This window comes from Enterococcus avium ATCC 14025, assembly GCF_000406965.1.
Lineage (GTDB): Bacteria > Bacillota > Bacilli > Lactobacillales > Enterococcaceae > Enterococcus_A > Enterococcus_A avium.
Genome location: NZ_KE136364.1, coordinates 524,166 through 533,865, shown reverse-complemented (window position 1 = coordinate 533,865; position 9,700 = coordinate 524,166). Strand labels below are relative to the sequence as shown.

General features: G+C 34.5%; 7 protein-coding genes and 3 pseudogenes. 4 read left to right on the top strand and 6 right to left on the bottom strand.

Annotated features, from left to right (window positions below; translation table 11 throughout):
• Positions 1 to 96 precede the first annotated feature (96 nt).
• Both OMU_RS15485 and OMU_RS22985 read left to right on the top strand, forming a co-directional pair.
• A pseudogene (locus OMU_RS15485) lies at positions 97 to 876 on the top strand (IS3-like element IS1485 family transposase); the annotation flags it as partial.
• A gap of 140 nt (positions 877 to 1,016) precedes the next feature.
• Positions 1,017 to 1,214 (top strand): annotated as a pseudogene (locus OMU_RS22985) (integrase core domain-containing protein); the annotation flags it as partial.
• A gap of 122 nt (positions 1,215 to 1,336) precedes the next feature.
• Here OMU_RS22985 and OMU_RS15480 read toward each other — a convergent pair.
• The 5 genes from OMU_RS15480 to OMU_RS15460 all read right to left on the bottom strand — a co-directional run bounded on the left by OMU_RS15480 (position 1,337) and on the right by OMU_RS15460 (position 5,857).
• The gene (locus OMU_RS15480) at positions 1,337 to 2,584 is read right to left on the bottom strand and encodes an IS256 family transposase (protein ID WP_016180804.1); all 1,248 of its coding nucleotides are present in this window, start codon (positions 2,582 to 2,584) and stop codon (positions 1,337 to 1,339) included.
• A gap of 317 nt (positions 2,585 to 2,901) precedes the next feature.
• Positions 2,902 to 3,297, bottom strand: a complete 396-nt coding sequence (gene panD, locus OMU_RS15475) for an aspartate 1-decarboxylase (RefSeq protein ID WP_002297874.1) — start codon at positions 3,295 to 3,297, stop codon at positions 2,902 to 2,904.
• 12 nt (positions 3,298 to 3,309) lie between these two features.
• Entirely contained in the window at positions 3,310 to 4,158 is an 849-nt protein-coding gene (panC, locus tag OMU_RS15470) for a pantoate--beta-alanine ligase (RefSeq protein ID WP_002287875.1), read from the bottom strand.
• Positions 4,159 to 4,172: 14 nt separating this feature from the next.
• The gene (gene panB / locus OMU_RS15465) at positions 4,173 to 5,000 is read right to left on the bottom strand and encodes a 3-methyl-2-oxobutanoate hydroxymethyltransferase (RefSeq protein WP_002287874.1); all 828 of its coding nucleotides are present in this window, start codon (positions 4,998 to 5,000) and stop codon (positions 4,173 to 4,175) included.
• An 11-nt stretch (positions 5,001 to 5,011) separates the two neighbouring features.
• The gene (locus OMU_RS15460; protein ID WP_016180803.1) at positions 5,012 to 5,857 is read right to left on the bottom strand and encodes a Rossmann-like and DUF2520 domain-containing protein; all 846 of its coding nucleotides are present in this window, start codon (positions 5,855 to 5,857) and stop codon (positions 5,012 to 5,014) included.
• Between the two features lie 308 nt (positions 5,858 to 6,165).
• On the opposite strand from OMU_RS15460, the gene OMU_RS15455 reads away from it, so the two are divergent.
• Complete coding sequence (locus tag OMU_RS15455; RefSeq protein ID WP_016178709.1) at positions 6,166 to 7,407, top strand: IS110 family RNA-guided transposase; 1,242 nt, start codon at positions 6,166 to 6,168, stop codon at positions 7,405 to 7,407.
• A gap of 372 nt (positions 7,408 to 7,779) precedes the next feature.
• A pseudogene (locus OMU_RS15445) lies at positions 7,780 to 8,949 on the top strand (IS256 family transposase).
• A 324-nt stretch (positions 8,950 to 9,273) separates the two neighbouring features.
• Here the strand turns inward: OMU_RS15445 and OMU_RS15440 are convergent.
• Positions 9,274 to 9,700 (bottom strand): sensor histidine kinase (locus tag OMU_RS15440; RefSeq protein ID WP_016180801.1); only part of this gene is annotated, 427 nt, incomplete at its 5' end.

Below are 9,700 nucleotides of genomic sequence, written 5' to 3'. Positions count from 1 at the left end.
TCTTCGTTGACGTCTTGACATGAAAAATCCTCCAGTGTGTTTTTTATTATTCTACACACCTTATTTTTTCTGTCTAGTCTAGTGTAGCCGATTCAGAAAGACGAATCAGAACTTGAAGAAGTAGTCGCTGAAGAATTTATCTGCAGCCGAAAGGCCTACGGCTCAAGAAAAATAAAAAAAGCCTTATCAAAACGAGGCATTCAGATCAGCCGACGAAAAATTAGTAGAATCATGAAAAATAGAGGATTAAAATCGAGCTATACTGTTGCTTATTTTAAAGTACATCATTCTACTTGCAATGAAGCCAAAACGACAAACGTATTGAATCGTAAATTCTTAAGAGACAACCCATTAGAAGCGATCGTAACAGACTTGACTTATGTACGAGTCGGGAAAAAATGGAATTATGTCTGTTTCATTTTGGATCTGTTCAATCGAGAAATTCTCGGCTATTCTTGTGGAGAACATAAAGATGCCGTTCTAGTAAAAAAAGCATTTAGCCGTATCAAACAACCTCTGACAGAGGTTGAGATTTTTCATACTGATCGTGGAAAAGAGTTTGATAACCAAGCTATTGATGAATTATTAACAACTTTTGACATCAATCGATCATTGAGTCATAAAGGCTGTCCTTTTGATAATGCCGTAGCTGAATCAACTTATAAGTCGCTGAAAGTAGAATTTGTCTGTCAATACACATTTGAAACCTTACAACAATTGGATTTGGAGTTATTTGACTATGTCAATTGGTGGAACCACCTTCGGTTGCACGGTACACTTGGCTACGAGACACTGGTTGGTTACCGTAACCAGAGATTGGCGCAGCGAATCCTTGATAATGAGCTCGGATGTGCTAACGCTAGCGAGGCAGTCTAACTTTAACTGTTAGCTCCTGCCGAAGATCGTCACATCCGAGGAGGCTCATTGTCTAGGACAATCGGAATAGTATACGGAAAGAAGTTCTGCACCTTATAAAATTTGTCAAAAAAACTGTTGCCATTCCATTAACGAGTTCTGTTCTTTTTCATACAGATCAAGGGTCTCAATATACCTCTTTTGAATTTAGAAAATTTATAGAGGATCATCCGATTGTCCACTCACTTTCAAAACCAGGTTATCCGTGGGATAACGCCGTTACCGAAGCTTTTTTTAAATATATGAAAAAAGAAGAATTAAATCGCCGTTCATTCCATTCAATTGAAGAAGTACGGTTGGGGTTTGTCAACTAAACTGTGGAAGTTAAATAGTTAAGAGTTTTTAACAACCATAATTCTCTTGGCTATTTTGAAATCAGATAAATTTTGATCGGACACGTAGTTGAATAAACCTACCGTTGTTACGGAAGGTAAATCGCATACTTTTCAATTCTAGAGGAGAAGGTCTCGTTGATCATTAACTGATTAAGCACCATAGCCCAGTTTTGAATTCGACCACCTGACCACTTCGCGTGTAATTCTTTCGTGCGTAAATAAAGTAGTTTTAGGAGTGCATTCTCATTAGAGAACGCTCCTTTTTTTGTGACTTTTCTGAAGCTGGAGTGAACACTTTCAACCGCATTGGTAGTGTACATAATTTTTCGAATGGCAGTACCATAATCAAATAGTTGTTCAACATGTGCAAAGTTCCGTTTCCAGACATCTACAGCACCAGAATAATGAGACCACCGATTTTGAAAACTGTCAAAAGCAGCATGTGCAGCGTTTAGAGACGAAGCACCGTAGAATTTTTTCATATCTCGGCAGACTTCCTTATAATCCTTACTTGGAATATAGCGCAATGCATTTCGAACAAGATGAACAATACAGCGCTGAACAATTACCGATGGAAAGATCGCTTTTGCGCCTTCTTCAAGACCAGAAACCCCATCCATAGAAATGAAAAAAACATCTTCGACACCACGTGCTTTCAATTCATCGAACACTTGCATCCAGCGATTTTTAGATTCTGTTTGATTTAACCATAATCCTAAAATCTCCTTATTTCCTTTGAGATCATAGCCAAGAATGGTGTATACAGCATATTCTTTGGCTTCATAATTTTCTCTTAAAGTAACATACATACAATCAACGAATAGAAAAGCATAGCACTTGGCCAATGGACGGGCTTGCCATTCTTCCAATTCAGGAAGAACAGCGTCAGTGATGTCTGAAATCATTTCATGGGAAATATCAAAGCCATAAATGTCTTCGACGGTTGCGGCGATATCTCGTTGACTCATTCCTCGTGCATACATGGAAAGAACCTTCCCTTCGATGTCGGAAACATCTCGTTTTCGCTTAGGAATTAACTCTGGTTCGAAGGAAGCCTCCCGGTCTCTAGGAACATCAATAGCTACTTCACCAAAACTGGTTTTAAGTGTTTTATTTCCATAGCCATTTCGACGGTTATCGTGTTCCTTAGGCTCTTTAGAATGGGCATCATAACCTAAATGATTATTCAATTCTCCTTGAAGCATCTTTTCAAAAAGGGGACCAAACACATCTTTCAAAGCATCTTGCATGTCATCGACAGATTCAGGTTGATAGGCATTCAGAATGGATTCAGCTAACTTTTCGGCATCAGGATTTCTTTTCTTTCTAGCCATCGTGTACTCACCTCTTGATCTTATTGTAGAAAAAGAAAAACCGCGAAGCAACCACCTGCCTAGGATTAATGGTTACTTACACGGTTTATATTACACTCTCTACGGTTGGCTTGTTTTGCCTACATTGAAGGCTTCTATAACACCAAACGTCCTCATGGAACATGAGATATGCTTACACCAAATGAAATGGAGGCTCTTTACTTTGAAAATCTTTAAGTATCTTCTCTTTTTGTGTCTACTTTATTGACATCTATCCAATTAGTAATCAATAAATATTTCAATAATAGTCTAGCTATATATAAATAACATTACAAAACCTAAAGAATTATATCTGATAACCTTCCATGTTTTTCATATGATGTTACTCTTTCAACTTTATTATTATCATCGACAAAAACAACCTTAGGTCTATGATCCTTAACCTCATTTTCATTTAATTCACAATATGCCATTAAAATTATTTTATCTCCAGTTGATACACATCTAGCTGCAGCTCCATTCAAGCAAATCATCCCTGTTCCTCTCTCTCCAGCTATTGTATAAGTTTCAAATCTATTTCCATTATTAACATCAACTATTTGTACTTTTTCATATTCATATATTCCTGCTGCTTCTAATAAATCCATATCAACAGTAATACTTCCTACATAATCTAACTCAGCTTGTTCAACTTTAGCTCTATGTATTTTTCCTTTTAACATTGTAACTTTCATTATTATAGCCCCCTATTGTAATTCAAATGTAAAATTATCTATTAATCTTGTTTTTCCTATAAATACTGCTATTGCAACTAAAACTGATTTTTCAATATAATTTACTCTTTGTAATGATAAAGAATCAACAACTTCTACATAATCAATCTTTGCCAAATTATAAGTATTTATATTTTTACTTATTATCTCAATTATTTTTAAGCTATCTCTCTCTCCATTATTTAAGGCTTCCTTAGCTAAAGTTAAAGATTTATTTAAAATAGTAGCTGAAGATCTTTCCTCTAAACTTAAGTATGTGTTTCTAGAACTTTTAGCTAGTCCATCCTCTTCCCTTATAATTGGACACCCTACAACGTCTATATCAATATTAAGGTCCCTAACCATTCTTTTAATTACAGCTAACTGTTGTGCATCCTTTTCTCCAAAATAAGCTCTATCTGCTGGTATTATGTTAAATAATTTACTTACAACAGTGCAAACCCCTCTAAAATGTATTGGCCTACTAGCTCCACATAAACCTTCTGTTAATCCAGTTATATTAACAAAAGTACTTGCATTGTCACAATACATCTCTTCAACTTCAGGATTAAATATTGCTGTTGCTCTACCTCTTGTGCATACTTCTATATCTCTTTCTAAGTCTCTTGGATAACTACCTAAATCTTCATTTTTCCCAAACTGAGTTGGATTTACAAAGATACTTACAACAACTTTATCATTTTCTTTTGATGCTTTTCTAATTAAACTTTCATGACCTTCATGTAAATATCCCATAGTAGGAACTAATCCTACCTTTAAGCCTTGTTTTTTCCACTCTTTTACTTGACTTCTAACATCATTTACTGTTTTAAATATAACCATATTTCTTGACCCTTTTAATATAATTTTTCTAAAACATCATCACTTATTTTAAACCCATGTTCTGGACCTGGAAAAACTCCATCTTTTACTTCCTCTATATATTTTGTAAATGCTTTATTCATCTCTTCTGATAAATTAGCATATTTCTTCACAAATTTAGGGGTAAAATCACTATACATCCCCAACATATCTTGATATACAAGAATTTGTCCATCACACCCTGCACCTGCTCCAATACCAATTGTAGGTATTGATATCTCTTTAGAAATTAACTCTGCAAGCTTAGTTGGAACACATTCTAACACTACAGCGAATGCTCCTGCTTTTTCTACAGCTTTAGCAGCTCTTATTAATTCTTTAGCAGCTTCCTTGTCCTTTCCTTGTACCTTAAATCCTCCAAATGCATTAACAGATTGAGGTGTTAAACCTATATGCGCCATAACAGGTATAGAAGCCTTTACTATAGCCTCTATTTTATCGCATACTTCTATCCCTCCTTCTAATTTAACAACCTGAGCTCGTCCTTCTTTTATTAATCTTCCTGCATTAACTACTGAATCATATACTGAAGTTTGATAAGACATAAATGGCATATCTGCAACAACTAAAGTGTTCTTAGCTCCTCTTGTAACTGCTCTAGTATGATGAATCATGTCTTCCATTGTTACTGAAAGTGTATCTTCATGTCCTAGACATACCATACCAAGAGAATCTCCTACTAATATTCCATTTATCCCAGCTTCATCAATTATTTTTGCTGTTGAATAGTCATAAGCTGTAAGCATTGTTAATTTTTCATTTCTTAATTTAGATTCTTTAAATGTAACTGCTGTATTTTTCATCTATCTCTCTCCTAACTCTCTCCTAAATACTTATCTAATTCACTATAATCTCTATTAATATTTTTTAACATAGCTATCTCTAATACATTTTTTGATAATAGCATATATAAAGCTCTGTCTTCATCTGAAAAAACTTCACAGTGACCTTTAATTGTTGAAATATCACAACGTTCAACTGGTCCTGTCAAACTTTCTATAATTCCTTTTTCTTTTATATTTCTAATATTAAATTCAATTAATGGATATAAAGCTTCAATTGCCATTTTTTCAGTAAATCCACATTGAATTAGATATGTAACGCTTGTATTAATAAGTCCTAGCACAAGGTTACTAGATACTACTGATGCGGCATGATAAAGAGATTTATTCTCCTTAGATACAATTACAGTACTATTACCTAACTTTTTGAAGAAATCACATAAAAACTTTGCATATTTTTCATCGCCTTCAATTGTTATAAAAGATTTTTTTAATTTTTTGTATGAATTATATTTATCTGATATTGAAAACATAGGATGGACAGAATAGCCATAAGCACCATAGTCCTGTATATTTGAAAAGATATCTGAAGATATTGCACCACTGCAATGGCAGATTAATTTGTTTTTGATTTGATAATTTTTAATTTCTTGCCATACCTCTTGAATTTGACCATCAGGAGTCGTAATGAAAATAGTATCATTTTCATCTACTAATTCTCTTAAGTTTAAATATTGTTTACTAGATGTAAAATTCGAAGCTGCTAATGACGAGTCTTCGCTTTTACTATAAAATCCTGTTACTTGTATTTTATGTTCCTGGAAATACTTCCCGAATGAACAACCTACCTTGCCGGCTCCAATAAAACCAACGTTCATAATTATAAATCCGCCTTCCTACGAAAGGCACCAATGAGGTGATGAAAACCTTAGAGCGCCTTCTTTCTTTTTTTATTCCGTGTTACCCTTTCCTTGCAGGTCCCTGGTACACTACAGAACCCGAGGAGGTGAGTGGCGGGGCTGTATAGCGGCAACCCCGCATAATTATATGGTGTCGGTCATCCGTTAAGGCATCAATGAATGGCGCAAACCCGTAGCCCGTAAACTTATCTCTTCCGAAGTTGACTCGATTTCGCCGGATGACCAGTCCCTACCAAACCTGTACTATTTTTTTACAGGAGGTTGCTATGTTCAAAATCTTTCGTAAAAATTGTTGTGGCTTGGATGTCCACAAAACGTGGATCTATGCGTGTATCGGAATCACAGATGCGAATGGTCGTACAGTGTATAAGCAAGCTCGCTTCTCTTCCTTTACAAAAGGTCTCAATGAATTAGCTGAATGGCTTGCTAAATACAACTGTAAGGATGTGTGTTTGGAATCTTCCGGTAAATTTTGGATCCCTGTTTTTAATATTCTTGAAAAAACTTGTTTTGTCACACTGGCTCATCCGAAGTACACCAAACCCCAGAAAGGAAATAAAACAGATCGCAAAGATGCAAAATGGATTTGTGATCTCTTTATGTGCGACATGATCAAACCCAGTTTTATTCCTGGTCTTGAAATCCGCCAGCTTCGTGATCTAATGCGTTATCGGACGAAACTGACCAACATGAAAACAAGTGAAAAGAATCGTGCTTTAAACTGCTTAACCGTTTCTAATCTGAAACTAGATGATGTTTTTAGTGATGTGTTCGGAAAATCATCCACTTCTATCATCCAATACTTGTTAGAACATCCCGGTGAATCATTTGATGTTCGACCATTTATCCATGCCCGTTGTAAAACTCCCGTTGAAGAAATCCAAGCGGCAGTTGAGGGGGCGATTTCTGTACCTCAAGCGATTAAGCTTCGCCAATGCCTCAACCATATTAACGAGATTGAGAAGCATCGAGAAGAGATCAATCTAGAGATTCAAGCTCTTGCAGAACCCTTCTCCCCTGTTTTGGAACTACTTCGTACCATACCGGGCTTAGACACTCAGCCAATAACAGCGATTGCGATTCTTTCAGAAATAGGACCGGATATGTCCGTGTTTCCAACTTCGAAACACTTTATTTCTTGGGCTGGATGCTGTCCAAGAAACGATCGCAGTGCCCGACGAACAAAATCAACACGTATCTCTCGTGCAGGGCAGTCGTTGAAACCGCTACTTGTACAGATTGCCAATGCTCTTCTCAGATCCAAAGAACATCCAGAATTTAAAAATCGCTATCGTAGAATCAAAGCGAATCGTGGACACAAGAAAGCTATCATTGCTATTTGTAAGATGCTCCTGACCGCTATCTGGAATGTCTTATCAAAGGTGGAACCCTATTCTGCTAAAGGATATCTGGAGCCAAAACCTGCGAAAGAAGAGAAAGTTCTGACGCAATCCCAAGCTCTGGACCTTTTAAGAAAACGCGGATATACCATTATAGATAGTGCTTAAACCAAAGTTACGTTGATTCTTCCTAAATAGACTCGTTGTCTTCCATTTCAAAAATTTTGAAAACGGTAGGCTTATTTAGTGTACCGTTCTTCAGGTATCTTCAAATAGATTTATTTTCAAACTTATCACCTCCATAAAGAAGTGAGACTACAAGTCCCATTCTTACGATATGAGCTTAAAAATAAAAATTAAATCAAATATACAGTATGGTTTTTTCAAATATCATCCATAGTTAATTTATCATAATATCCCATATTTTAAAATAAAAGATAGCGTAAAATATTTTGTGTAAATAGAAATTTAGGGTAGAAAAAAAAGTCCATTCTGTAAAATTAAAGTTACCACACAGAAATTTTATAGGAGGACTTTCTCATGACTAAATTTACTATAGAAATTATGCAAACACTACTCAATAAAGGGGATTTAGATGAATTATTTCAGGATCATTTAGAGCGAGCGATTAATTCACTTCTACAAGCAGAGCTAACTGCTTTTTTAGATTACGAAAAATATGATTGAAATGGATTCAATTCAGGAAATTCCCGTAACGGGAATTATTCACGTACATTTAAAACAGAATATGGCGAGTTGAATTTAACTATTCCTAGAGATCGTAATGGCGAATTTTCTCAACAAACACTACCAGCATATAAGCGAACCAATGATTCATTAGAAACGACCATTATCCAATTATTTCAAAAAGGCATTACTATGGCTGAAATCTCCAAATTAATTGAAAAAATGTATGGTCACCACTATACGCCACAAACAATCTCCAACATGAGTAAATTGGTGGCTGAAGATGTTTTAGCTTTTAAAGAAAGAACGTTAGAAGCCAATTATTCCGTTATATTTATGGATGCGACGCATATCCCTGTGAAGCGACAGACTGTTTCGAAGGAAGCAGTGTATATTACGATTGGTATTCGTTTGGATGGAACCAAAGAAGTTCTTGGGTTTACTATTGCCCCAACTGAGTCTGCTTATATTTGGAAAGAAGTTCTTCAAGATCTTAGAAAACGTGGGTTAGAAGAAGTTTTATTAGTAGTGACAGACGGATTAAGCGGTATTGAAGAAAGTATCCATAGTGTGTATCCGAATGCCCAATTTCAACAATGTTGTGTGCATGTATCTAGAAATATCGCTCATAAAGTTCGTGTTCTAGATCGAAAAGAAATTTGTGAGGATTTCAAATTGGTTTACCAAGCGAATTCAAAAGAAGAGGCATTGGATCACATCGACTTTATGATTAGGAAATGGAAAAAGCAGTATCCAAGAGTCGTCAATTTACTCTTGAATCCTGCCCTATTAACCTTTTATAATTTCCCTCACGCCATCAGACGAACAATTTATTCGACGAACCTGATTGAAGGCTTTAATAAGCAGCTAAAACGATATACTCGAAGAAAAGAACAATTCCCTAATGAAGAATCTCTAGAGAGATTCTTCATTTCTCAATTTAATCAATATAACCAAAAATTTTTAGGTAGAATTCACAAGGGATTTAAAGAAATTCAGGATACATTAGAGTCGATGATTTAACTGTAATTAACAGAATGGATTTTCCATTTACACATAATTCTTGACGCTACCATAATCTAAATAACCATCATATTCATCTACTACTTATATAATTGAGTTTTATTAAACTTTTTAAGTTTCTATTCTATCAAATATTTAAACAATCTCTGCATCCGAAAAGACTACCTCGTATAGTTTTACTAACAATATTTTTATTAGCGTGTTCAAATCCTGATTTCTTGTATCAATTATTTTCTGTTCACTTTCAATAAGAAAAAAGTCTTTACTTCCATGGCTAATAATAAGTCTCTATTTTTCAATAACTATTGCAAAATTATATCTTAATTAAGAAAATATTTTTATTTTAAAGATAAAAAATTCTTCATCTTGCAATACTTTATATTCTATATTGTAATTATTCAGAATATTACTTACAATATATAAACCTAATCCATTACTATTTTCCTTATTTAAATCAAATTTAACATCAAATATTTTATCCATATTCGAAATTTTATTGTTACCGTATGAATTCTCTATATATAACCAATCATTAACTATCCCAATATTAATTACCCCATTTACATCAGTATATTTTACCGCATTACTAATCAAATTAGATAGAATAATCTTTAAAGCTGTTTTTCCTATATAAACATTCTCGTCTAATATATAATTATTGACAGTTATTTTCTTTTGATTTGCTAATATTTCATACTTTTTTAATATGTCTTCTAATGTATCATTTATTTTCAAATATTCTTCATCATTA

Coding starts and splice junctions, on each gene's coding strand:
- panD (WP_002297874.1), bottom strand. CDS start 3,297: ATGAAAGTTACAATGTTAAAAGGAAAAATACATAGAGCTAAAGTTGAA.
- panC (WP_002287875.1), bottom strand. CDS start 4,158: ATGGTTATATTTAAAACAGTAAATGATGTTAGAAGTCAAGTAAAAGAG.
- OMU_RS15480 (WP_016180804.1), bottom strand. CDS start 2,584: ATGGCTAGAAAGAAAAGAAATCCTGATGCCGAAAAGTTAGCTGAATCC.
- OMU_RS15460 (WP_016180803.1), bottom strand. CDS start 5,857: ATGAACGTTGGTTTTATTGGAGCCGGCAAGGTAGGTTGTTCATTCGGG.
- OMU_RS15455 (WP_016178709.1), top strand. CDS start 6,166: ATGTTCAAAATCTTTCGTAAAAATTGTTGTGGCTTGGATGTCCACAAA.
- panB (WP_002287874.1), bottom strand. CDS start 5,000: ATGAAAAATACAGCAGTTACATTTAAAGAATCTAAATTAAGAAATGAA.